The organism is Massilia brevitalea, assembly GCF_030711405.1.
Classification (GTDB): domain Bacteria; phylum Pseudomonadota; class Gammaproteobacteria; order Burkholderiales; family Burkholderiaceae_D; genus Telluria; species Telluria brevitalea.
In genome coordinates this window covers 1-21,662 of the sequence record NZ_JAULSI010000036.1, presented here as the reverse complement: position 1 = coordinate 21,662, position 21,662 = coordinate 1, and the positions used below count along the sequence as shown (strand labels likewise).

The following is a 21,662-nucleotide window of genomic DNA, read 5'->3' as shown; positions in this document are numbered from 1 at the left end:
CTTTCATGGTATAAAGCAACCCAGACTTGTTTTCAGATACTTTCGATGAACCGTGGTTTCTACACCATTATGGCGGCGCAGTTCTTCTCGTCGCTGGCAGACAATGCGCTGCTGTTCGTAGCCATTGACATCCTGGTGACGATGAACGCCCCGGCATCGCTGACGCCGTTGCTGAAGCTGTCGTTCGTGCTGTTCTATGTGCTGCTGGCCGCCTTTGTCGGCGCCTTTGCCGATTCGCTGCTCAAGGGCCGCGTGATGTTCATCGCGAACCTGATCAAGATCTTCGGTTGCGGCCTGATGTTCCTCACCGTCCACCCCCTGCTCGCCTACGCCGTGGTCGGCTTCGGCGCCGCCGTGTATTCGCCGGCCAAGTACGGCATCCTGACCGAACTCCTGCCCCCTGAAAAACTCGTCGCCGCCAACGGCTGGATCGAGGGCCTGACCGTGATGTCGATCATCTTCGGCACCGTGCTCGGCGGGGCCCTGGTGAGCGACGCCGGCTCGCGCCTGCTGCTCGGCCTGGGCATTCCCGGTGTCGACAGCACCAGCGAAGCGGCGATGGCCGTGGTCGTCATCATCTATATCCTGGCCGCCCTGTTCAATCTGCGCATCCCGGACACCGGCGCCCGCTACGAGCACCAGGAACGCAACCCGATCAAGCTGATTGCCGACTTTGCGAATTGCTCGGCCACGCTGTGGAAAGACAAGCTGGGTCAGATTTCGCTGGCCGTGACCACCGTGTTCTGGGGCGCGGGCGCGACCTTGCAATTCATCGTGCTGAAGTGGGCCGAACGCTCGCTGCACATGCCGCTCGACAAAGCCACCAGCCTGATCGGCGTGGTCGCCATCGGCGTGGCAGTGGGTGCGGCGCTGGCGGCGAAGATGATCCCGCTGAAGAAATCGCTGACCGTGATCCCGATGGGCATCCTCATGGGCCTGGTCGTGACGGTGATGGTGTTCGTGCACGACGTGATCGTCGCCTACCCGCTGCTGGCCCTGATCGGCTTCCTGTCGGGCTTCTTCGTGGTGCCGATGAACGCGCTGCTGCAGCACCGCGGCCATGTCTTGATGAGCGCGGGGCACTCGATCGCGGTGCAGAATTTTAACGAGAATTTGTCGATCCTGACCATGCTGGCGATGTACGCGATCATGATCACGCTGAACCTCGACCTGGACGTGATCATCGTGATCTTCGGGCTGTCGATTGCCAGCATTACTTTCCTGATCCTGAAGCGGCATCAGCGGAATCAGAAGCAGCATGATTCGCTGGCCTTGATTGGTGAGCACAAGCATTAAGCCGATACCCGGTGCTTCCCGTACGGTGGGCACCCCGTGCCCACGCGCTTACGTGCTCATCTCTTGGACACGTACGTAAAAACGTCGCTCGCCAACGTCAGCGATATTGCGAACGTTTCGGGAAGATGACGGTGCGGCCAACAATATAGGCAAACGTGCGTACCGCGTGGGTACGGGGTGCCCACCGTACGGTTGAGGTCGCAGCCATGGTATTGGCAACCCGGATATTCGCCCGACAATGGCTGCAAATAATATTTGCACTTATTGAAATATTACCAAATAATATTTCGCGTCACATGCGCCGGATAACGCGCTGCCGCCCGTTCGCGCCAGTCGTTCGGCACGATGAAACCGCGCTCGATCTCTTCCACGCAGCCCGGCGTGTCCCGCACAACCGCTACCAGCACCGGCGCCCCCGATTCCTCGAACTGCGCCTCCAGCTCCGCATGCAGTTGCGCGCGATTCAATAGCCCATCCGCCCCCGCCGCACGAAACGGCGCCAGCCATTGCAGCTTGGGCAAAATCAGGAAGGCATCGGCCCCGGTCGCATCGAGTTCATCGAGCGCGCACCAGAAGCCGCGGCAGTGGCCGGCCGTGATCCCGCTCATCGCCGCCCAACTGCCGGCCGGATAGAACAGCCAGCCTTTTACCAATGCCCGCGCCGCCGTCACCGGACGCGGCAACAGGGCCTGGGCCGCCGGGTGCGCCCCGAGCTCCAGCTGGCGTTCAAAAATCTTGCGCATCTTCGCGCCCAGGCTGTCGGCCAGGTTGGGGCCCACCAGGGCGTCGAATTCCTGCCCGTCCCCGCCCTGCAGCAGGTAGAACTTGGTGGCGAACTCGATGTGTTCCAGCGCGTCCGGCCCGGCGTCGAGCAGGAAGTCGAACTCGCCGACGGTGTCGTTGCGGCTGGCGCGCACCTGCAGGCCATGTTCGACCAGGCGGCCCTGGTGCTGGAAATAAAAGGCCATCAGCTTTTCCGCATACAGCCCGAGGCGGGTGTAGACGCGCGGGCCGAGCGCGGCATCGAGTAGCGCAGGATCGTGGTCGAGGTCGGCCAGCCAGCGCGCCGTTTCCGGCGTTACCGGCCCGAGCGAAGCAATGCGGCCCTGCCAGTGCGGGGCGGCGCTGTCGAGCAGGTCGGGAGAGTCGAGCAGCCAGGCCAGCGCCCGCACCCGGGCGCGCCGCAGGTGCGACCAGCGGCGCTGAAAGCCGGATTGATAACTATCGGCTCCGTCGCGCATGGGCGGCTCGCGCGCGGCACAAATCGGCCCATGCCAGCGCCTTGTCGGCACCGCGGCGCAGCAGTTCGCCCGGATGCAGGGTCGCCACCAGGTCGGCGTCGCCCAGCGCGTGCACGGCGCCGCGGGCACCGGCCAGCGGCTCCTGCAGGGGCTTGCCGAGCAGGCCGTTGGCGGCGATCTGGCCAAGGGTGAGCACGGTCGATGCGCCGGTGAGCGCCAGTTCGCGTTCCAGGAAAGGGCGGCAGGCGGCCGCTTCCTCGAAGGTGGGGGCGCGGTCGCCGCCGTTGGCGCTGGCCGGGCGGCACTTCACCAGGCTGGTCACATACACGCTGTCCTGGCGCGAGAGATCGACCGCGGCCAGCATGTTGTCCAGCAGCTTGCCCGCCTCGCCCGACAGCGGCTGGCCGGCTTTTTCGTCGGCGCTCGAGGTGGCGCCGGCGGCGGCGAACCAGCGCGCCTGGCGTGCGCCGGCGCCGTACACCGGCTTGCGGCCGCCTTCGCCGCCCTTGCAGCCACCGCAGCGGCGGCAAGAGGCGATCGCGGTGCGCAGCTCGTCCCAGTCCATGCGCGCGATTTCTTCAGGCGATGGGCCGGTGTCTTCCTCGACTGGCGCGGGCGGCGGCGACGGCGCCCAGGCGGCGGGCGGCGGGGCCGAGGTCATCGGCACCTCGCCCCAGGCCGGGTCGCGTGGCGGCGGCGGGATGAAGCCCGGGGGCCGTGCCAGCACAGGGGCTGCGGGGGGCGCGGCAGGCGCCGGAGGTGCAGCCGGCGCCTGCGCCTCGGTATCCGCCGCCACAGCGTCGCCAAGCGCCACCTCCGCCTGCTGCGTTTGCGCAGCCTGCTCACCGTCCTGCGCTGCATCGTCCTGCGGCTGGCGGCGCAGGCGCCACAGCGGCGCAATGCCCATCTCCTGCAGGAAGACTTCGTCGCGCTTACTTACACTCATAATTCCAGCCTCATCACGATCGCATCCTCGCGCTTGCCCTCATGCGCCGGATAATACCCCTTGCGCCGGCCGATCTCCCTGAAACCGTAGCGCGTGTACACGTGCAGGGCCCGTTCGTTCGAGGGCCGCACTTCGAGCAGCACCGATGTGGCGCCGCAGGCGCGTGCACGGGCGCCGAGGGTGTCGAGCAGCCAGCGTCCGAGGCCGGCGCCATGGCGTTCGCCGGCCACCGCCACGTCGAGCAGGTGGGCTTCGTCGAGCGCGTACATCAGCAAGAAGTAGCCGGCGAGCTTGCCGCCGAAATCGCGCGCGACCCAGGCGTCGTAGCCGCTGGCGATGCAGTCGACGAAGTTCCCGCGCGTCCACGGGTGCGGGAAGACGCTGCATTCGAGCGCGTACACCTCGTCGACGTCGCCGGCCTCCATCGGGGCCAGCGCCAGGCTGGCGTGCTGCATGCCTGTCATGCGCCGGCCTTGGCAGCGTTGATCGCCTGGCGCTCGGCGCTGGTATAGGCGACCTTGTTGCGCAGGTAGAGCGGCTGGGCTTCGGCGGCCGGCAGGGCCTGGCCCGCGGCCAGCGCCGGCGCGGCCAGCACGGCCAGTTCGCGTGCGTGCGGCACGATGTCGCCATGCGCGCCGTGCGCGAAATCCTTGCCCTCGAAAGCTTGCGGATAGACCGCGAAACCGTTGCCGCAGGCAGCCAGGCCGTCCGCCGCCAGCGGCTGCACCGCTTCCGGTGCGCACAAGACCGGCTCGACGACCGTGGTCCACCCGCCATCGGCATCGCCGCTGAACCTGTATTGCGCCCAATAGACTTCGTTCATGCGCGCGTCCAGAACGGCCAGCACCTCGGTGGCGCCGGTGCGCGCGCGGCAGGCTTCGGCCATGGCGGCCAGCGTCACCAGCGGGATCACCGGCAGCCCGGCGCCGAAGGCCAGGCCCTGGGCCACGCCGCAGGCAGTGCGCACGCCGGTGAACGAACCGGGGCCGGCGCCAAAGGCGATGGCGTCGCAATCGGCCAGCCTGATGCCGGCCTCAAGCAGGAGTTCCTGCACCATCGGCAGCACCGACTGGGAATGGGTACGCACGCCGCTTGATTCGCGCGACAGGACTGTAGAGTCAGACAGCAGCGCGCACGAGGCAAGTTCCGACGAGGTTTCGATGGCAAGGATGATAGGCATGCGCTATTTTACCGCGCCGCGGGATGTCGACCAAGGACCCGGCCACGGCTGCCGCCCGATACCGATGCTGCCGGATTCGTCCGCGCGATGTAGAATTCGCCCATGCACAGCCTGACACTCGACCTCGACAACCGCGACGCCGTCGCCGACGCCATTGCCGGCGACCGCTGGGTCGTCGCCTGCCTGTGCGCCGCCTGGTGCGGAACCTGCGGCGGCTACCGCGCCGCCTTCGAGGGCATCGCAGCACGCCACCCGGACAAGGTCTTCGTCTGGATCGACATCGAAGACCAGGCCGACGTGGTGGGCGACCTCGACGTCGACAACTTCCCTACCCTGCTGGTCCAGCGCGACGACACCGTCGCCTTCTTCGGCACCATGCTGCCCGACCCCGCCGTGGCCGAGCGCCTGCTCACGGCCCAGGCCGAGCTGCCGCCCGCCGAGCTGGCGCGCCTGGCCCAGTCCAGCGACGAACGGCGCACATGGCAGCGCGACTGCAACCTGCGCACCCTGCTGCAGGACGCCGGCTGAGGTCAGCTGAGGGCTGCGCCGAACAGGTTACCGCAAACAGAAGACTCAGTCGCCCGGCCCTTCGCCCGGCATGGTGTCGGCCATCAGGCGCAGTTCGTCCGGCGTGAGTTCCTCGGGCTTCTTGTCCTTCAGGCCGTCGATCTGGTCGGATGATGGTTGGGATGGCTGGGTGGACTGGGCTTCGGGTTGCCGGTCTTCGGCAGGATGGTTCTCGGTGCTCATGTGACGCTCCTTGCGAGGTTTCGATGACGCCAGTCTGGCACAGTCGGAGCGCAAGCGGCGTCATCTAGCCTGGCGGCAAAGCTATTTCGGCACTGTGAAGAAGTCGATCCGGTTCAGCCACTTCACATGGCGCGGCCCAGGCTTCGTGTCGGACAGCGAACGCAGCGCGTACGGGCCTTCGCCAGGTGGCAGCGGCTTGCCGTTCATGCTGGTGATGACCAGCACGTTGTCGCCGGCGCGGCCGTTGTAGAGCTCGCCCCAGGAAAACAGCACCGCATAGCTGTCGGTCGCGCGCGCCGCCACGCCGGAGTGGCGCAGCGCATGGCGGTCGAGCTTCTGCACGCCGGCGGCGTCGAGCAGGTCGCGCAGCAGCACGCCGCGGTAGCGCACCTCGGCCTGCTCGGTCTTGGCGCCGGCGCCCACGCTGCGGGTCTCGACCAGTTCGGTCTGCGGCAGCGCGGCGATTTCGGCTCCCGTGAAGCGGCGCGCAGCCGCTTCGCCGATCTTCACCTCGACGCCGCTATTCTGCGCGAATGCAAGGCCGGCTGCCAGCAGTAGCGGCGCGAACACGGCGTGCCGCCATCCCCAAGCGCCGGCGCGCGCCATCTTACTTGCCGCCTCTGCTGTTTCCCGCATACGACGGGAAGAACACCTGCTGGCCTTCGACCTTGAACGCGGCGATCAGGCCCTGGCCTTCCGGCGAGGTGATCCACTCGACCAGCTGCATCGCGCCCTTGTAGTTCGCCTGCGGGAAGTTCTTCGGATTCACGGCAATGATGCCGTAGGGGTTGAACATCCTGGTGTCGCCTTCGACCACGATCTGCAGGCCGGTCTTGGCGCGGTAGGCGATGTAGGTGGCGCGGTCGGTGAGCGTGTAGGCGCGCAGTTCGGCGGCCATGGTCAGCACTTCGCCCATGCCCAGGCCGGCCGACACGTAGTTGCCGCCTTGCGGCTGGCTGCCGGTCTGCTTCCAGTACGCGCGTTCCATCTGGTCGGTGCCGGAATTGTCGCCGCGCGAAATGAACTTGGCGCCGCTGGCCGTGATCTTCTTCATCGCGTCCAGCACGTCCTTGCTGCCCTTGATCTTCGCCGGGTCGGTCTCCGGGCCGACGATGATGAAGTCGTTGTACATCACGTCGCGCCGGTTCACGCCATGGCCCTCGGCCACGAACTTGTCTTCCGAGGCGCGCGCGTGCACCAGGGTCACGTCGACGTCGCCGTTCTTCGCCAGCTCCAGCGCTTTACCCGTGCCGACCGAGATCACGTTGACCTTGGAGTTGGTCCTGGCCTCGAACTTCGGCAGCAGGTATTGCAGCAGGCCCGAGTTCTCGGTGCTGGTGGTGGTCGACAGCTTGATGACTTGCTGCGCGAATGCCGGGACGGCGGCCGCCAGCAGGAAGCCGAATACGGCAAGGTGTTTCTTCAGGTGGGTCATGCTTTTCTCTCTCGTTTAAATTTGGTCAACCGTATTCGTTCAATGAAACCCGTACTTGCACAGGATGTCCTGGCCCTGCTTGCCCAGCGAGGCATTCGTGCAGTACATGATGCAGGCGTCGGCGCGGTCCTGTTCGAAAGCCGTGATGCAGGGCAGCGTGCTGGTCGGGTCGAGGTTGGCGGCGCCCGACAGCTTCGGCGCCTTGGCATCGAGCACGGCGTACAGGCCGGGCTGCTGCAGATCAGCTTTGCGGAAAAACTGCCGGGTGTAGTCGCCCATCGGGTCGCTGACCGGGGGCAATCCCTCGGCCTCTTATCGATGTGCTATGGTAAGCCGCCCTCAGAAACTTTCAATATGAACATGTTTGCATATGTTGCACGTTAAGCTAACCTACACCTTCGCCGATTCCGCCGCCCTGCGCTCCCAGCTCGACAATCCCTTGTTCGACATCCTGACGGCGATCCACGGCGCGGGGTCGGTCGGCCAGGCAGCCATCACGCTCGGCCTGTCCTACCGCCACGTGTGGGGCGAGCTGAAAAAGTGGGAAACCGCGCTGGCCTCGGACCTCATCGTCTGGGAACGGGGAAAGCGCGCGCGCCTGTCGCCGTTCGGCGAAAAGCTGCTGTTTGCCGAGCGCCGTGCACGCATGCGCGTGCTGCCGCAGATCGAGAACCTGGTGGCCGAGATGGAACGCGAGTTCGCGCTCGCTTTTGATCCGGGCGCACACGTGATCCCGATGTGCGCCAGCCACGACCTGGCCCTGCCGCGCCTGAAGGAATTCATGGGCCGCAGCGCCAAGCTGCACCTCGATTTGCAGTTCCGCGGCAGCGTCGAATGCCTGGAAGCCCTGGAGCGCGGCGAATGCCAGCTGGCCGGTTTCCACGTCAGCGAAGACCGCGCACCCGGCAGCATGGCCCAGAAAGCCTTCAAGTCGCTGTTGAAACCAGGGCGCCACAAGCTGATCAACTTCGTCGGCCGCCAGCAAGGATTGATGGTCGCGCACGGCAATCCGAAAGCCATCCACGCCGTGCCGGACCTGGCGCGCCCGGACGTGCGCTTCGTGAACCGGCAAGTCAATTCCGGCACCCGGCTGGCGGTGGAACAGCTGCTGCGCCAGGCGGCCATCGCCACCACCAGCGTGCGCGGCTTCGATAGTGCCGAGCCGACCCATTTGTCGGTGGCCGCGGCCGTGGCTTCCGGCCTGGCCGACGCCGGCTTCGGCATCCAGGCCGCGGCGGTCGAGTTCGGGCTGGATTTCATTCCCGTGATGCGCGAGCAGTATTATTTTGTCTGCCTGAAGGAAGCGGTCGACGCCGCGCCGATCGCGAAACTGCGAGAACTGCTGGCGCGCAGCGAGTGGCAACGCCTGACGGCCGACCTGCCCGGCTACGACACCAGCGGCGCCGGCGAGGTCGTGTCGCTGAGCCGCGCCCTGCCCTGGTATGCCTTCCGCAAACCCAAGTGAAGAACCGGTATGAATGAGGAGCTGCCGCAGGTGGTGCAAGCGGAGGTGGCGCCGGGACTGGCTCCACCCCCGCTGCGCTTCGACCGCGCCGAGTGGGCCGCCGCCTTTGCCGACCTCGGCACCTTCATTCCCTACGTGGTCGCCTATGTGAGCGTGCTGGGGATGGACCCGGTCGGCATCCTGCTCGCCTTTGGCGCGGCCCTGGTGTGCTGCGGCTTCGTGTACCGCACCCCGCTGCCGGTGCAGCCGATGAAGGCGGTCGGCGCGGTCGCAGTGGCCCAGGCGGCCGCGATTTCCAGCGGCGCAGTCGTCGCGGCCAGCCTTGTCACCGGAATACTGTGGCTGCTGCTGGGCCTGAGCGGCGCCGCCAGCCGCCTGGCGCGGGCGATTCCGCGCGGCGCGGTGCTGGGCGTGATGCTGGGCCTGGGCATCTCCTTCATGCTGCAGGGCCTGCGCATGATGGCCGGCGACTGGATGGCTGCCCTGGCGGCGCTAATACTTGCCGTGGTGCTGAGGAACAGCCGGCTGTTCCCGGCGATGCTGGTCCTGCTCGTCGGCCTGGCCTACGGCGTGCTGCGCCAGCCGGCGCTGTGGGAGGGCGCCTCGTTCGGCTTCCACCTGCGTTTGCCCGCGCTGGCTATCGCCGACCTGCACTGGCAGGACTTCGTCACCGGCACCCTGCTGCTGGCCCTGCCCCAGCTGCCGCTCACGCTGGGGAACGCCATCATCGGCGTTACCGAAGAAAACAACCGCCTGTTTCCGGACCGCGCCACCAGCGTGCGCAAGGTGTCGGTGTCGACCGGCGTGATGAACCTGGCCGGCGGCGCCATCGGCGGCGTACCGATGTGCCACGGCGCCGGCGGCATGGCGGCCTATGCGGCCTTCGGCGCCCGCAGCGGCGGCGCCCCGATCATCTTCGGCGCCACGCTGGTGGTGCTGGCACTGTGCTTCAGCGGGGCCATCGCTTTCCTGCTGCAGGCCGTGCCGGCGGCGGTGCTGGGCGCGATCCTGTTCCTTACCGGCGTCAGGCTGGCGATCGGCAACGCACCGCGCACGCGCGACTGGCGCGTGCTGCTGCCGGTGGCGCTGACGGCGGCGGCGGCCTTGTGGAACGTGGGGCTGGGGCTGCTGGTGGGCATCGCGGCTTGCTGCATATGCCGGCAAAAACACAACAAGGGTCAGGTCTGACATCCAGACACGGACTCAGCCTTGGCGCTGGACGCGCAGGCTAGTGAAAGGGGCTGACGCAGAGGCGAGGCTTGCTAAAGCCGAGCTCGTGTTTGAATGGCAGACCTGCCCCCGGCTGTTTGCGCGATCACATGATTCCGCAAGAAAGAATATTTTGATGCTAGTATCTAGCAAACAATTATTCCATAACCAAGCGTTGGCGCGGCGGCGTATCGTCAGGTCCATGCTAAAGGAGGAGATGCAGCAGATGCGAACCGCGTTTTCCACTCTCATGCTCGCCATTGGGTTGCTTGTCTTGCCTCCGCCACCTGCGTTCGCCCAGGATACCAACGCCAGCAGGCAGCAGATCGAACAGCTGGTCGAGCGCTTTCGCACCGCCATCGTCGACAAGGACACGGCCGGCTTCATGCAGCTGTTCCTGCGCGAGGACATCACCTGGAATGTCGTCTACACCGATGACAGCGTGCTGCGCTACAACGCCAGGCTGAAAGACACGAATATCCCCTTGGCGACCCGGGTCCAGAGCGGCAGTCCCAGAGCATTCATCGAGAGCATCGCCAGGTCGAAACAGGCCCGTTCCGAAGCCATCTCCAACATGCGCATCGATACCGATGGCGAAATCGCCCAGGTATGGTTCGATTTCGCTTTCATGATCGGCGACTACAAGAGCGCCTGGGGCAAGGAAAGCTGGCAGCTGGTGCGCACCGACGCCGGCTGGAAGATCGCCGGCGTGGTCTGGTCGGCGGAAGAAAATCCGGCCCCGCGCTGACCTGGCGATGCCGGCTGGGATCGCTTCCGCCGGAGCACCCTTGGCCGCGCTTACGCCAGCACCAGTTTGTCCCCGAACGACCGCACCATCCGGATGTCGTATTCGCGCGCCATCTCGTTCATGACGTGAAAGATGCGCAGGTGGTTGAATGCCCGATTGTGATCGACCGCCAGCGCCTTGTGCCCGATGAGCCGCTCGACCGCCTCCCGTGTCGGGGCGATGCGCTGCGACAGCGCCAGCGCACCGAAGCGCCGCACATATGCCCCGATGAGCTTTTCCGGCACCTCGCGCTGACTCGACTGCATCAGGCTGCCGGCGAACAGTTCGCAATCCGACCAGGTCTGGCGGCGTGGGCAGGTCGAGCTCGCGCATGGCCGTCGGATTGACCACCGCGCATATGGCGGCCTTCAGCATCCTTGGGTCATCCATGTACCCGGCAATCTCGGCCGCGAAATTGGCATAGGCACCGAAATACGCCGTCAGTTCGCCCACATATACACCCGCGGTCTCGGGCGGCAACTCGATCGTCGATCGGCTGGCATGACCTTCGGCGCCCGGCACGAGTCCGTTCGCGAGAATCTCGTGGAGGCGCCCCAGCGAGGTGCCGTGTTTGACGATCGTGCCCTTCTTCAGTACAAATTTGCTCATGAACTAGCCTGGTTTTCTTGTTGAATCGATGGAGTGCCTGGCAAGCGCAGTCGAGCACGCAGCCGACAGAGGGCTTCACAACCCACCGGGCCTTGCCAGGTGCTGAGCATTATGTCCGTCGAATTCTCAAAGAAAATGGCTGGCCGCCGGGTACCGATCGGCAGCCTCGTCAGTATTGCGTCGCTGTACTGGATGGAAAGCGGGGGCAGGTCTGCCAACCGGACATGGACTCGGCCTTGGCGCGGAAGCAGCAGCCCGAAGCTGGCGAGCGCAGGCGCAAGCAAGCCGTCCTTACAGCCGAGCTCGTGTCCGGATGGCAGACCTGACCCCTGTTGTTTAAGTCAAACGCAGCGGCAAACTGCGCAACCGTTTCCCCGTCAACGCAAACACCGCTGCCGCCACGGCCGGCGCCACCGGCGGCACGCCCGGTTCGCCCACGCCTTCGGGCGGCTCCGCGCTCGGCACGATGATGGTCTCGACCACGGGCGTGCGGTCGATCCGCAGCACCGGGTAGTCGCCGAAGTTCGACTGCTGCACGCGCCCGTCCTGGATGGTGATTTCGCCGGCCAGCGCCGCCGACAAGCCGAACACCACCGCCGACTCCATCTGCTGCGCCACGATGTTCGGGTTCACCACGATGCCGCAGTCGATCGCACAGACCACGCGGTGCACGCGGATGTCGGTCCCTTCCACCGAGACCTCGGCCACCTGCGCCACGATGCTGCCGAAGGACTGGTGCAGCGCCACGCCATGCGCGCGTCCGCTTGGGGCCTCGCCGGCGGCGCGCACCGCGGCATCCAGCACCGCCAGGTGGCGCGGGTGGCGGGCCAGCAGCGCGCGCCGGTAACGCACGCCGTCCTGCCCCGCCGCATGCGCCACTTCGTCGAGGAAGCCCTCCTTGAAGAAGGCATTGTGCGAATGCCCCACCGAGCGCCAGTAGCCGAGCGGCACGGCGCTGTCGACGATCACGTGGGCGATGCGCTGGTTGTCGATCTCGTACTGCATGTCGTACTCGCCCTCGGCCGTGGTCTTGTCCGGCCCCATGCCGGGCAGGCCCAGGTTGCGCGGGAAGTACTGGTGGCCGATGGCGCCGCCCGCGGACTTGTTGTTCCAGGCCAGGATGCGGCCTTCGGCGTCGAGCTGCGCCGTGAAGCGCGCCAGCGCCGCCGGGCGGTAGACGTCGTGGGTCGTGTCGTCCTCGCGGGTCCAGATCAGCTGCACCGGCTTGCCATTGCTGGCCATGGCCACGGCCACCGCCTGGGCCACCATGTCGCCTTCCAGCCGCCGTCCGAAGCCGCCGCCGAGCAGCATCACCTCGATGCTGACGTCCTCGCGCGCCACGCCGGCCACCTTGGCGGCGACGTCGACCGCGATGCTCGGCACCTGGGTCGAGGCCCACAGCCGTACCTTGCCGTTCGCCACCTGCGCGGTGCAATTCACCGGTTCCATGGTGGCGTGGGCCAGGAAAGGCGCGCGGTATTCGGCGCTCACTGTACTGGCCACGCCGCGCACGTCCTGGGTGCCGGATTCGAAGTAGGCGTAGCCGGATTCCTTGTCCAGCGCCTCGGCAAACCCCTGGTAGATCGCTTCCGACGACAGCTTGCTGTGGGCGCCCTCGTTCCAGGTGACGGGGAGCGCTGCGGCGGCCTGTTTCGCCTGCCACCAGCTGCGCGCGACCACGGCCACGCCCGCGCCTGCGCCGGAAAATTCGCCCAGCGCACCCGAGACATCGACGACGCCACTCACGCCCGCCATGCCTTTGACGGCCGCGGCGTCGAACGACGCCACCGTGCCGCCGATCACCGGCGACATCTTCACCGCCGCATACAGCATGCCTTCCGGCCGCGCATCGATGCCGAAGCGCGCGCTGCCATCGACCTTGCCCGGGGTATCGCGGCGCGGCACCGGCTTGCCGATCAGGCGGAATGCGCGCGGCTCTTTCAGCTTCACATCCGACGCATCGATGCCGGCGCCCACCTCGGCGGCACGCGCCGCCAGGCTGGGGTAGGAAGCGCGGCGGCCGTCGCGGTGCATCACGTAGCCGTCCTCGGTGCGGCAATACGCCACCGGCGCCTTCCAGTCCTCGGCTGCCGCCTTGACCAGCATGGCGCGCGCCACGGCGCCGGCTTCGCGCATCGGCACCCAGGCATCCTTGACGCTGGTCGAGCCGCCGGTGAACATGATGCCGAGTTCGCGCCCGACCTTGGACAGCATCCACTGCACGCCGTCCTTCACGTTGCCGCGTTCGTCGGGGTGGAAAGGCAGGTTCTCGCGCAGCACGGCCAGGTTGCCGAAGATCTTGTCGATCGGCGCGGGGGCGATGCGCACCTGCGCCAGCGGCACGTCGAGCTCCTCGGCCACCAGCATCGGCAAGGCCGTGTGCACGCCCTGCCCCATTTCGCTGCGCGGCACCACCACCGACACCGTGCCGTCGGGATGCAGCGCCACCCAGCCGTTCAGCGCGACCACGCCTTTCTCGACCGGCAGCGGCACCGACGTATGAAGGCGCTGGCGCGGCGCCTGCATGCCCCAGCCGACCAGCAGCGCGCCGCTGCCCAGCAGGCCGCCCAGCAAAAACCGGCGGCGCGAACGGCGCGGCAAAGCGCCCTGCGCGGGCTCAGGATCGATGTTCGCGTTGCCCGGATTGTCTCTCATGCGTGTCCTGTCCCCAGTCTGCCAGCAGCGCTTCCGGCCCCACCGGCCGGCCGTACAGGAACCCCTGCGCCCGGTTGCATCCGTGGCGCAGCAGGAAGGCTGCCTGTTGTTCGTTTTCCACCCCCTCGGCGATTACCGAGAGGTTCATGCTCTTACCCAGCTGGATGATGGCGATCGCAATCGCCTCGTCGTCGGCATCGGCCGGAATGTCCTTGATGAAGCTGCGGTCGATCTTCAGCACGTCGACCGGCAGCTGCTTCAGGTAGGCCAGCGACGAGTAGCCGGTGCCGAAGTCGTCGATCGCCAGTCCCACACCCAGGCCGTGCAGTTCGCCGATGAAGGCGGCGGCATCCCCGGTGTTCATGATGATCGATTCCGTCACCTCCAGCTGCAGCCGCCCCGGCGCCAAGCTTGTCGCCGCCAGCACGCGCGCGACCAGCGGCGCCATCGCGCCGCGCTCGACCTGGCGCACCGACAAATTCACCGCCATCTTCGGCACCTGCAAGCCCGCCGCATCCCAGCGCGCCATCTGGTGGCAGGCTTCGTTCAGCACCCATTCGCCGAGCTGGTTGATGAAGCCGGTGTCCTCGGCCATCGGAATGAAGCGCGCCGGACTGACCAGCCCCAGTTCGGGATGGCGCCAGCGCACCAGCGCCTCGACCCCGAGCAGGCGGCCGCTGTCGATTTCCACCTGCGGCTGGTAATGCAAAAAGATCTCGCCGCGCTCGATGGCGCGCCGCAGCAGCGCTTCCATGCGCAGGCGCTCGACGCCCTCGCCATCCATGGCCGGCGAATAGAACTGGTAGCCGTTGCGGCCGCGCGCCTTGGCCTGGTACATCGCCACGTCGGCGTGCCGGATCAACAGGTTCGCATCCTGCGCGTCTTGCGGATAGAGCGCGACGCCGATGCTGCCGGTGACGAACAGCTCGTGGCCGGATACCAAAAAAGGCTGCTCGAACAGCGCCACCATCTTCTGCGCCACCTGGGCCGCGCCGTACTGCCCATCCACGTGCTCGAGCAGGACGATGAATTCGTCGCCGCCCAGGCGGGCCAGGGTGTCGCCCTCGCGCAAGCGCGCGTTCAGGGTCGCCGCCACCTGTTCCAGCAGCCGGTCGCCGGTCTGGTGCCCGAGCGTGTCGTTGACGTTCTTGAAGCGGTCGAGGTCGATGAACATCACGGCCAGCTGCTGGTGCTCGCGCGCCGCGCGGCCGATCGCATGCAGCAGCCGGTCCTGGAACAGCAGCCGGTTCGGCAGGCCGGTCAGCGGGTCGTGGTGGGCCAGGAAGTCGAGCTGCTCCTGCGATTCCTTCAGGCGCGTGATGTCGCTGAACACGCCCACATAATGTGTAGGGAGGGTAGGCGGGGTCGGCGGGCTCAATGGGTTCGACGGGCCAGCGCCGGCGTTGTCGCTGCCGCGTACCGCCGACACGGTCAGCCACTCGAGGAAGACTTCGCCGTTCTTGCGGCAGGACCAGACCTCGCCGCGCCAGAAGCCGCTGGCCTCGAGTTCGCGCACCAGGTTGGCGTAAAAGGCGTCGTCATGGCGGTTCGAGCGCGTCAGGTCCCAGTAGTGGCCAATCGCCTCGGCCTCGGTATAGCCGGTGATGGACGTGAAGCCGGGATTCACGGCGACGATGTGTCCTTTGGTGTCGACCACCATTACACCGTCGGCGATGTGGGCGATCGCGGTGGCCGACAGGCGCAGCTCTTCCTCCGCCTCCTTGCGCTCGGAGATGTCGGCGAACACCCAGACGTTGCCCGCTTCCGGCTGGCCGGGCACGAGCGGGCTGCCGCTCACCAGGCACCAGATCAGGCTGCCGTCGCGGCGCCGGAACTGGCGCTCGTGGCGCGCGTTCTCGCCGCGCGCCATGCGCGGGAAGAAGACGTCTTCGGCGCGCGCGTGTTCGTCCTGGCTCGCGAACAGCACCGCCGCCGGCTGGTCGACCAGGGCGCCGTCCGGGTAGCCGAACAATTCCTCGGCGCGCTGGTTGGCCGAGACGATGCGCCGTTCGCGTGTAAAGACCACGCCGAACATCACGTTGTCGAGGATCGCGCCCTGCTCGACCAGCAGCGCCTCGATGCGCATTTCGTTGTGCTTGCGCTCGCTGATATCGGAGATGATGCCGTCGACGCGGAAATCGGGGTCGCCCGGCCTGCCTTGCGGCTGGCCGCTTTCCAGCACCCAGCGCTCGAGGCCATGGGCGTCGATGATGCGGTATTCGATTTCGTAGCTGCGTCCGGTGTTGATCGCTTCGCGCGTGATGTGGCGCTGCAGGCGCCGGTCTTCGGCACAGACGATGTTCGACCAGTCCTCGGTGGTGCCGCGCATCAGCTTGGCGGCCGGGTAGCCGGAAATGTCCTCGATGGCGTCGCTGACGAACTCGATGGCGCCGCCGGGGCAGGCGCGGAACACGGCGCCCGGCACCTGGTTGACGATGGTGCGGAACTGCTCCTCGCGGCGCGCGATGTCGACGAACAGCGCGCGGATCGCGGTGCGCATGCGCTCCATCTGGCGCCCGAGCCGCGCCAGTTCGCCCTTGGCATCGAGGTCGAGCGGGGTGTCGAAGTCGCCGCGCGAGAGACGGTCGGAAAACGCCGACAGCCCACGCATCGGCCGATGCAGGCGGCGCCGCAGAAAGGTAACAATGAGAGCCAGCGACAGCACCACCTGCAGCGCCAGCACCAGCGCGTAATTGACCTGCTTGTGGCGCAGCGCCTGCTCGCTTTGCAGGTCGTCCATCTCGATGACCACCTGGCCGACCGGCTGGCCGCGCACCATGATCTGGCGCTCGGCGCGCAGCACCCGGCCCAGCGGGCGCGCCGGTGCGCGGGCGTCGATCAGGCCGGCGCCGGCCGGGCTGCCGGCCACGCCGCGCACCTCGATCCGCACCACCGAGGGGTCGCGCATCACCGAATCGACCAGCGAGCGGGCGGCATCGGTGTTCATGTTCCAGAGCGATTCCTGGACGCCGAGGGCCAGGATTTCGGCATTGCGCTGCAGGGTGGCGTCGAGTTCGGCCACGGTCACGCGCCGTTCCTGCACCGCCAGCAGCAGGTAGCCGGCGGCCAGGGCCGGAATCACCAGGCCGCAGACCACCACGATGATGAGCGCGCCGTAGACCGAGCTGTGATATAAACGGCTCAGTCTGGATGGAAGTGCGCGCAAGGCAATCGGGAACATCATCGGGCCGCAATCATTGGGCCGGCTCGGCCGGCGGTCGGGTGTGCAGAAGCCCACGATTATGCATAGTTAATTGCTGCTAGTCACCATGATTGACGCTGCACGTCCATATGAGACCGACAGTCGCCCCACGCCTGGAAACTGCCGGTGTCGCTTCCATGATCGCATATGGCGCGTCAATACTACAGCCGCGTTTCAACCGTGCTCGGGAATTGTCGAAACGATCAGGTATTTCGGCGCGGATAGCCCTGGGCCAGGATGCGCTGCCACACGATTTCCTTTTGCCCGGCGTCCATCGAGACCCAGTTCGCCACCTCGGCCACGGTGCGTCCGCAGCCGCGGCAGATGTCGTCGAAAGTGGTCGAGCAGACCGCGACGCAGGGCGTGTCCGGCCGATTCGGCACCGGCGGCGGCGCCACTGCCGGCTTAGCGTGCTGGTCCGACATCGAGCTTGTCCCAGCCTTCGTGGCCCAGTTTTTCCATGGTCTCGATGTTGCGTTCGAAGATCTCGGCGGCGTCGGGGAAGGCTTCCACGGCGCGCTCGATGCTGTCTTCGCGCAGAAGCTGCAGGATCGGATACGGCGCGCGGTTGGTGAAGTTCTCGATGTCGTTCTTGTCGGTGTCGGCGAACTGGTAGTCCGGGTGGAAGCTGGCCACCTGCAGCTCGCCATCGAGGTGCATGTCCTCGACGGCGGCGTCGGCCACGTCGAGGAACTCGTTGTAGTCGAGGAAATCGTCGAGTACGAAAGGATGGATCAGCAGCGTGGTGTCGATCTTCTCGGCCGGGGAATCGGACAGCAATTGCAGCTCGTCCATCAATTGCTCCAGCAAGGCCTCGGGCGTGCGCGCCGGCGACACGACGTAGCGCACCTGTTCCTTCACATACACCGACTTGGCGAACGGGCACAGGTTCAGGCCGATGACGGCTTTCTCCAGCCAGCGGCGGGTGGCGGCGACGATCGCATCGTCGTCGGCGTTCAGGTTGGGCTTGCTCATGTAGTGCTTTCGATAAGAAGAAACGCCTGGGGCGAAAGCGCGATTGTACGCAGAGTTTGCGTGCGCTCATAGACCGGCAATGCGTGCCGGGTAAGTTGGGAACGTCTACAAGCGGGCTGGATCGCAGGCTTCATGAACCTTCAGGAAAGCCGGCCACACTTCATTTTATTGCTTCAAAGAATATCTTCTGCTTGGCAATTTTTTGCATACCCCAAGGGAGTACCCTGGCATCAAAAACGCATTTCCCTCTACGTATTCCAAATAAATACCGGATACTCCGTTAAAAAGTTCCATAAAGTATTTCTTGTTAGCATATTGAGTAGACAGAAAAATTTGTAACCAGCCGGACTTATTGCTTGACTGTCTCAGCCGCAGCTACTTACACTGCCCCCTTATTGTCAGTCCCGCCGTTCCTGGACGCAACACTGGAAAGACTACAACGACATGACCCGCTACACTTCCCTTGCCGCTGCGATCGTGCTGCTGTGTTCCGCACCGCTCGCCATGGCCATCGATGCCGCGCCGGCGAATGCCACCGGGAGCGCCACCCTCGCCCGCAATGCAGGCCCGGCCACCGCCGCCTCGCTGAAGGTCGACGAATACAAGGAAACCGACGTCTGGGGCCGTATTCGCAGCGGTTACGCGATTCCCGACATCAACAACAACCTGGTCGAGCGCCACGCCAAGTCGTACAGCGCCAAGCCGGAGTACATGGCCCGCATCTCCGGCCGCGCCTCGCTCTACATGTACCACGTGGTGCAGGAACTGGAAAAGCGCGGCATGCCGACCGAACTGGCCTTGCTGCCGATCATCGAATCCGCCTTCAACCCGCAAGCCCTGTCGAGCGCCGACGCCGCCGGCATCTGGCAATTCGTGCCCGGGACCGGCAAAGACTTCAACCTGAAGCAGAACACGTTCAAGGACGAGCGCCGCGGCGTGCTGGCCTCGACCGACGCCGCCCTGACTTACCTGCAGCGCCTGTACACCATGTTCGGCGACTGGCAGCTGGCCCTGGCCGCCTACAACTGGGGCGAAGGCAACGTGCAGAAGGCCATCAAGCGCAACCAGGAAGCCGGCAAGCCGACCGACTTCGAAAGCCTGGCCGATTCGATGCCGGCCGAGACCCGCAACTATGTGCCGAAGCTGCAGGCCGTGAAGAACATCGTCGCCAACCCGGGCCAGTACGGCGTCAACCTGCCGGTGATCGACAACCAGCCTTACTTCACCGCGGTCGACAAGACCAGCGACATCGACATCGCCGTTGCCGCCCAGCTGGCCGAAATGTCGCTCGCCGAATTCAAGGCCCTGAACCCGCAGTTCAAGCGCCCGGTCATCACCGGCGACGAAAAGACCAAGATTTTGCTGCCGAAGGAAAACGCGGAAAAGTTCCACCTGAACCTGGCGCAGTGGGGCCAGGCGCTGTCGAGCTGGACCACGCACAAGATCACCGGCGCCAAGGAAAGCATCACCTCGCTGGCCTCGAAGTTCGGCACTACCCCGGAAGTCATCCGCTCGGCCAACAACATTCCGGCGCAAACCCGCCTGAAGGCCGGCTCGACCATCCTGGTGCCAAGGATCTCGGCCAGCATGCACAGCGACATCGCCGAGAACATCGTCGACAATGCCGTCATGACCCTGGAAGCGGACCGCGGCGACAAGCGCAGCGGCGCGCGCACCCAGCGCTACAAGAGCAAGGCCGTGGCCGTATCCAGCAAGCGCAAGCACCGCTGATACAATATCAAGGCGGCGCCAAGCACCCGCCTTCCTGCCCTCCCCGCCAGGCAGCGGACTTGCATCAAGTCCGCTGTTTGCGCAACATCAAATCGACCTCACTGTGCAAGGTCGTTGAATCTGCTGTATAGTGTCGTTTGTGCGCTGCAAAATGAACGTGATTCCTGAGTCGCCAGACTCATGGCCGTGGCAGCGTCAGTACCGATTTACTAGCAGCTTCGCAAGCCAGGCGTATCAATCAGATACCCTCCCATAAAGCCCTCCCGCCCTGCGTGTCGCACCTTGACACCGTCCCGGCGCAAAGCTTTTGTGCCGAAATTTCTTTCATTTTTGAGTCATTTCGTTGTGTTGGTTCGCGTTGCTATTTTGCGCTCCGAAATCATCCATGAGCGCTGATTTCTACCGAAAGAAAATTAAACAATGAGTTTTGAAGCACTAGGTCTCCACGCGTCCCTCGTCCAGGCAGTCGCCGCAGCCGGTTACACCAAGCCGACCCCAGTCCAGGAACAGGCCATCCCTGCCGCCATCGGCGGCCGCGACCTGCTGGTCTCCTCGCAAACCGGTTCGGGCAAGACCGCGGCATTCATGCTGCCGGCCCTGCACAAGCTGGCCAGCGCCGAGCCTGCTCCTGCCGGCCGCACTCCTGCGCAAGAAGCGCAGTCGGCCCGCTCGCGCGGCGAGCGCGTTCGCTTTACCGCGGCCAAGCCGAAAATGCTGGTCCTGACCCCAACCCGCGAACTGGCACTGCAAGTGACCACCGCGACCGAGCAGTACACCAGCTCGATGCGCCGCATCCGCGCCGTCTCGATCCTGGGCGGCATGCCTTACCCGAAGCAGATGCAACTGCTGGCCAAGAACCCTGAAATCCTGGTGGCGACCCCAGGCCGCCTGATCGACCACATGGAATCGGGCAAGATCGACTTCTCGGAACTGGAAATCCTGGTGCTCGACGAAGCCGACCGCATGCTGGACATGGGCTTCATCGACGACATCGAGAAGATCGTCGCCGCCACGCCTGAAACGCGCCAGACCATGCTGTTCTCGGCAACGCTCGACGGCGTCGTCGGCAACATGGCGCGCCGCATCACCAAGAATCCGCAGACGATCCAGATCATGAGCGCGGCCAACCGCCATGAAAACATCGTGCAGCGCGTCCACTTCGTCGACGACCTGTCGCACAAGAACCGCCTGCTCGACCACCTGCTGCGCGACGACACGATGGACCAGGCCGTGGTCTTCACCGCCACCAAGCGCGACGCCGACATGATCGCCGACCGCCTGAACATCGCCGGCTTCGCAGCCGCCGCGCTGCACGGCGACATGCATCAGGGCGCGCGCAACCGCACCCTGGACAGCATGCGCCGCGGCCAGGTGCGCGTGCTGGTGGCCACCGACGTCGCTGCCCGCGGCATCGACGTGCCGACCATCACCCACGTGGTGAACTACGACCTGCCGAAGTTCCCGGAAGACTACGTCCACCGCATCGGCCGTACCGGCCGTGCAGGCCGTAACGGCCTGGCGATCTCGCTGGTGAACCACGCCGAAGGCATCAACGTCAAGCGCATCGAGCGCTTCACCAAGCAGCTGATTCCGGTCAACGTGGTGGAAGGTTTCGAGCCGAAGCGTGCCGCACCGGCATCGCGCGGCGGCGCCCGTCCGGGCTGGAAACCAGGCGACGGCCGCAGCGCCGCCAAGCCGGGCCAGCGCAGCTTCAGCAAGCCTTACGGCCAGCGCGAAGGCGCACCGCAGGGTGGCGGTTACAACCGCGATGCAGCTCCGCGTGAAGGCGGCTATAACCGTGAAGCGGCGCCACGCACCGGCGGCTACAACCGCGAGGGTGGTCACAACTCGGCCCCGCGTGAAGGCGCCCAGCGCCGTGAAGGCGGCTTCCGCAGCGGCAACGCGCATCCGCGCTCGTTCGAAGGCGCCCGCCGCACCTTCGGCGACAACTGATCGCTGACGTGATCTGAATAAGGAACGGTTGCCTTGGCGGCCGTTTTTTTTCGTCCCTGCTCATCGTCGAATGGCTGAACTTGCCGGTTCGTACGGTGGGCACCCCGTGCCCACGCGGTTACATACGTATCCTTTAGCTGGCGGCAGGGAGATGTCGCTCGCGCGGCAGTGTCAGGCCGAATGATGCGCACGTAACCGCGTGGGCACGGAGTGCCCACCCTAATGTGA

General features: G+C 65.8%; 20 protein-coding genes. 7 read left to right on the top strand and 13 right to left on the bottom strand.

Annotated elements, in window-relative coordinates:
- Positions 1 to 45 precede the first annotated feature (45 nt).
- On the top strand, positions 46 to 1,296 hold the full coding sequence (lplT, locus tag QWL29_RS20210) for a lysophospholipid transporter LplT (RefSeq protein WP_305824675.1): 1,251 nt from the start codon (positions 46 to 48) through the stop codon (positions 1,294 to 1,296).
- Positions 1,297 to 1,568: 272 nt separating this feature from the next.
- On the opposite strand, the gene QWL29_RS20205 is transcribed toward lplT, so the two are convergent.
- Genes QWL29_RS20205 through tsaB form a run of 4 tightly spaced genes read right to left on the bottom strand, consistent with a single transcriptional unit; the run spans position 1,569 to position 4,663 of the window.
- A complete protein-coding gene (locus tag QWL29_RS20205; protein ID WP_305824674.1) occupies positions 1,569 to 2,537 on the bottom strand; it encodes a DUF1853 family protein in 969 nt (322 codons plus the stop codon).
- Positions 2,518 to 3,483, bottom strand: a complete 966-nt coding sequence (locus tag QWL29_RS20200) for a uracil-DNA glycosylase (RefSeq protein WP_305824673.1) — start codon at positions 3,481 to 3,483, stop codon at positions 2,518 to 2,520. The genes QWL29_RS20205 and QWL29_RS20200 overlap by 20 nt, the downstream gene beginning before the upstream one ends.
- Positions 3,480 to 3,947 (bottom strand): ribosomal protein S18-alanine N-acetyltransferase, encoded by a 468-nt coding sequence (gene rimI / locus QWL29_RS20195; RefSeq protein ID WP_305824672.1) that lies wholly within the window; start codon positions 3,945 to 3,947, stop codon positions 3,480 to 3,482. The genes QWL29_RS20200 and rimI overlap by 4 nt, the downstream gene beginning before the upstream one ends.
- Positions 3,944 to 4,663 carry a tRNA (adenosine(37)-N6)-threonylcarbamoyltransferase complex dimerization subunit type 1 TsaB gene (gene tsaB, locus QWL29_RS20190; protein ID WP_305824671.1) on the bottom strand — a complete coding sequence of 240 codons (720 nt, stop codon included), beginning with the start codon at positions 4,661 to 4,663 and terminating at the stop codon, positions 3,944 to 3,946. The genes rimI and tsaB overlap by 4 nt, the downstream gene beginning before the upstream one ends.
- Before the next feature lie 102 nt (positions 4,664 to 4,765).
- On the opposite strand from tsaB, the gene QWL29_RS20185 reads away from it, so the two are divergent.
- Complete coding sequence (locus tag QWL29_RS20185; RefSeq protein ID WP_305824670.1) at positions 4,766 to 5,191, top strand: thioredoxin family protein; 426 nt, start codon at positions 4,766 to 4,768, stop codon at positions 5,189 to 5,191.
- A gap of 45 nt (positions 5,192 to 5,236) precedes the next feature.
- Here the strand turns inward: QWL29_RS20185 and QWL29_RS20180 are convergent, their stop codons facing one another.
- From QWL29_RS20180 to QWL29_RS20165, 4 genes are all read right to left on the bottom strand, one after another.
- Positions 5,237 to 5,413 carry a hypothetical protein gene (locus tag QWL29_RS20180; protein WP_305824669.1) on the bottom strand — a complete coding sequence of 59 codons (177 nt, stop codon included), beginning with the start codon at positions 5,411 to 5,413 and terminating at the stop codon, positions 5,237 to 5,239.
- An 81-nt stretch (positions 5,414 to 5,494) separates the two neighbouring features.
- Positions 5,495 to 5,983, bottom strand: coding sequence for a molybdopterin-dependent oxidoreductase (locus tag QWL29_RS20175; RefSeq protein ID WP_305824668.1), 489 nt, complete (start codon positions 5,981 to 5,983; stop codon positions 5,495 to 5,497).
- Positions 5,984 to 6,020: 37 nt separating this feature from the next.
- On the bottom strand, positions 6,021 to 6,848 hold the full coding sequence (locus QWL29_RS20170; protein WP_305824667.1) for an ABC transporter substrate-binding protein: 828 nt from the start codon (positions 6,846 to 6,848) through the stop codon (positions 6,021 to 6,023).
- 39 nt (positions 6,849 to 6,887) lie between these two features.
- Entirely contained in the window at positions 6,888 to 7,148 is a 261-nt protein-coding gene (locus tag QWL29_RS20165; protein ID WP_305824666.1) for a type 2 periplasmic-binding domain-containing protein, read from the bottom strand.
- 70 nt (positions 7,149 to 7,218) lie between these two features.
- On the opposite strand from QWL29_RS20165, the gene QWL29_RS20160 reads away from it, so the two are divergent.
- The 3 genes from QWL29_RS20160 to QWL29_RS20150 all read left to right on the top strand — a co-directional run bounded on the left by QWL29_RS20160 (position 7,219) and on the right by QWL29_RS20150 (position 10,270).
- Positions 7,219 to 8,313, top strand: coding sequence for a substrate-binding domain-containing protein (locus tag QWL29_RS20160; RefSeq protein WP_305824665.1), 1,095 nt, complete (start codon positions 7,219 to 7,221; stop codon positions 8,311 to 8,313).
- 9 nt (positions 8,314 to 8,322) lie between these two features.
- Entirely contained in the window at positions 8,323 to 9,501 is a 1,179-nt protein-coding gene (locus QWL29_RS20155) for a putative sulfate/molybdate transporter (RefSeq protein WP_305824664.1), read from the top strand.
- Between the two features lie 295 nt (positions 9,502 to 9,796).
- Positions 9,797 to 10,270 carry a nuclear transport factor 2 family protein gene (locus QWL29_RS20150; protein WP_305824663.1) on the top strand — a complete coding sequence of 158 codons (474 nt, stop codon included), beginning with the start codon at positions 9,797 to 9,799 and terminating at the stop codon, positions 10,268 to 10,270.
- Positions 10,271 to 10,320: 50 nt separating this feature from the next.
- Here the strand turns inward: QWL29_RS20150 and QWL29_RS20145 are convergent, their stop codons facing one another.
- From QWL29_RS20145 to QWL29_RS20125, 5 genes are all read right to left on the bottom strand, one after another.
- Positions 10,321 to 10,575, bottom strand: coding sequence for a hypothetical protein (locus QWL29_RS20145; protein WP_305824662.1), 255 nt, complete (start codon positions 10,573 to 10,575; stop codon positions 10,321 to 10,323).
- A gap of 679 nt (positions 10,576 to 11,254) precedes the next feature.
- A complete protein-coding gene (locus QWL29_RS20140) occupies positions 11,255 to 13,573 on the bottom strand; it encodes a xanthine dehydrogenase family protein molybdopterin-binding subunit (RefSeq protein ID WP_305824661.1) in 2,319 nt (772 codons plus the stop codon).
- The gene (locus QWL29_RS20135; protein WP_305824660.1) at positions 13,536 to 16,757 is read right to left on the bottom strand and encodes an EAL domain-containing protein; all 3,222 of its coding nucleotides are present in this window, start codon (positions 16,755 to 16,757) and stop codon (positions 13,536 to 13,538) included. The genes QWL29_RS20140 and QWL29_RS20135 overlap by 38 nt, the downstream gene beginning before the upstream one ends.
- A gap of 221 nt (positions 16,758 to 16,978) precedes the next feature.
- A complete protein-coding gene (locus QWL29_RS20130) occupies positions 16,979 to 17,200 on the bottom strand; it encodes a DUF1289 domain-containing protein (protein WP_305824659.1) in 222 nt (73 codons plus the stop codon).
- On the bottom strand, positions 17,181 to 17,750 hold the full coding sequence (locus QWL29_RS20125) for a DUF1415 domain-containing protein (RefSeq protein WP_305824658.1): 570 nt from the start codon (positions 17,748 to 17,750) through the stop codon (positions 17,181 to 17,183). The genes QWL29_RS20130 and QWL29_RS20125 overlap by 20 nt, the downstream gene beginning before the upstream one ends.
- Before the next feature lie 444 nt (positions 17,751 to 18,194).
- On the opposite strand from QWL29_RS20125, the gene QWL29_RS20120 reads away from it, so the two are divergent.
- Entirely contained in the window at positions 18,195 to 19,481 is a 1,287-nt protein-coding gene (locus tag QWL29_RS20120) for a transglycosylase SLT domain-containing protein (RefSeq protein ID WP_305824657.1), read from the top strand.
- A 420-nt stretch (positions 19,482 to 19,901) separates the two neighbouring features.
- On the top strand, positions 19,902 to 21,434 hold the full coding sequence (locus tag QWL29_RS20115; RefSeq protein ID WP_305824656.1) for a DEAD/DEAH box helicase: 1,533 nt from the start codon (positions 19,902 to 19,904) through the stop codon (positions 21,432 to 21,434).
- Positions 21,435 to 21,662 lie beyond the last annotated feature (228 nt).

What these genes read in the sequence shown, in the direction of transcription:
- QWL29_RS20200 (WP_305824673.1), bottom strand. Translation starts at nt 3,483, where the DNA reads ATGAGTGTAAGTAAGCGCGACGAAGTCTTCCTGCAGGAGATGGGCATT.
- QWL29_RS20145 (WP_305824662.1), bottom strand. Translation starts at nt 10,575, where the DNA reads ATGCAGTCGAGTCAGCGCGAGGTGCCGGAAAAGCTCATCGGGGCATAT.
- QWL29_RS20180 (WP_305824669.1), bottom strand. Translation starts at nt 5,413, where the DNA reads ATGAGCACCGAGAACCATCCTGCCGAAGACCGGCAACCCGAAGCCCAG.
- tsaB (WP_305824671.1), bottom strand. Translation starts at nt 4,663, where the DNA reads ATGCCTATCATCCTTGCCATCGAAACCTCGTCGGAACTTGCCTCGTGC.
- QWL29_RS20130 (WP_305824659.1), bottom strand. Translation starts at nt 17,200, where the DNA reads ATGTCGGACCAGCACGCTAAGCCGGCAGTGGCGCCGCCGCCGGTGCCG.
- QWL29_RS20125 (WP_305824658.1), bottom strand. Translation starts at nt 17,750, where the DNA reads ATGAGCAAGCCCAACCTGAACGCCGACGACGATGCGATCGTCGCCGCC.
- lplT (WP_305824675.1), top strand. Translation starts at nt 46, where the DNA reads ATGAACCGTGGTTTCTACACCATTATGGCGGCGCAGTTCTTCTCGTCG.
- QWL29_RS20120 (WP_305824657.1), top strand. Translation starts at nt 18,195, where the DNA reads ATGACCCGCTACACTTCCCTTGCCGCTGCGATCGTGCTGCTGTGTTCC.
- QWL29_RS20185 (WP_305824670.1), top strand. Translation starts at nt 4,766, where the DNA reads ATGCACAGCCTGACACTCGACCTCGACAACCGCGACGCCGTCGCCGAC.
- QWL29_RS20115 (WP_305824656.1), top strand. Translation starts at nt 19,902, where the DNA reads ATGAGTTTTGAAGCACTAGGTCTCCACGCGTCCCTCGTCCAGGCAGTC.
- QWL29_RS20135 (WP_305824660.1), bottom strand. Translation starts at nt 16,757, where the DNA reads ATGATGTTCCCGATTGCCTTGCGCGCACTTCCATCCAGACTGAGCCGT.
- QWL29_RS20170 (WP_305824667.1), bottom strand. Translation starts at nt 6,848, where the DNA reads ATGACCCACCTGAAGAAACACCTTGCCGTATTCGGCTTCCTGCTGGCG.
- QWL29_RS20205 (WP_305824674.1), bottom strand. Translation starts at nt 2,537, where the DNA reads ATGCGCGACGGAGCCGATAGTTATCAATCCGGCTTTCAGCGCCGCTGG.
- QWL29_RS20140 (WP_305824661.1), bottom strand. Translation starts at nt 13,573, where the DNA reads ATGAGAGACAATCCGGGCAACGCGAACATCGATCCTGAGCCCGCGCAG.
- rimI (WP_305824672.1), bottom strand. Translation starts at nt 3,947, where the DNA reads ATGACAGGCATGCAGCACGCCAGCCTGGCGCTGGCCCCGATGGAGGCC.
- QWL29_RS20155 (WP_305824664.1), top strand. Translation starts at nt 8,323, where the DNA reads ATGAATGAGGAGCTGCCGCAGGTGGTGCAAGCGGAGGTGGCGCCGGGA.
- QWL29_RS20160 (WP_305824665.1), top strand. Translation starts at nt 7,219, where the DNA reads ATGTTGCACGTTAAGCTAACCTACACCTTCGCCGATTCCGCCGCCCTG.